The sequence below is a fragment of the Burkholderia sp. LFS061 genome (assembly GCF_047978125.1).
Lineage (GTDB): Bacteria > Pseudomonadota > Gammaproteobacteria > Burkholderiales > Burkholderiaceae > Burkholderia > Burkholderia pyrrocinia_C.
In genome coordinates this window covers 1-337 of sequence record NZ_JBFPFS010000162.1, presented here as the reverse complement: position 1 = coordinate 337, position 337 = coordinate 1, and the positions used below count along the sequence as shown (strand labels likewise).

The following is a 337-nucleotide window of genomic DNA, read 5'->3' as shown; positions in this document are numbered from 1 at the left end:
GCTCGACGACACGCTCGAGGTGTGGATCAGCGAACGCACGAGCGACGCCGCGCTCGCGGAGATCGCGCGCAACTTCGGCTCGATTTCCGTGCACCGCGTGCCGGCCGACGAGCTTGCGCAGGCGATCAACCAGGCCTACTCGCGTCATGACGGCAGCGCCGCGCAGGTGGTCGGCGAGGTCGAAGGCGAAGTCGACCTGTCGCGGCTGATGCAGGACATCCCGGAAGTCGAGGATCTGCTCGAATCGGAAGACGACGCGCCGATCATCCGGATGATCAACGCGCTGCTCACGCAAGCGGCGCGCGAACAGGCATCGGACATTCACATCGAGCCGTTC

At 65.9% G+C, this 337-nt stretch carries 1 pseudogene; it reads left to right on the top strand.

The annotated features are described in order from the left end of the window. A pseudogene (locus tag ACNQQL_RS36165) lies at positions 1-337 on the top strand (type II secretion system protein GspE); the annotation flags it as partial.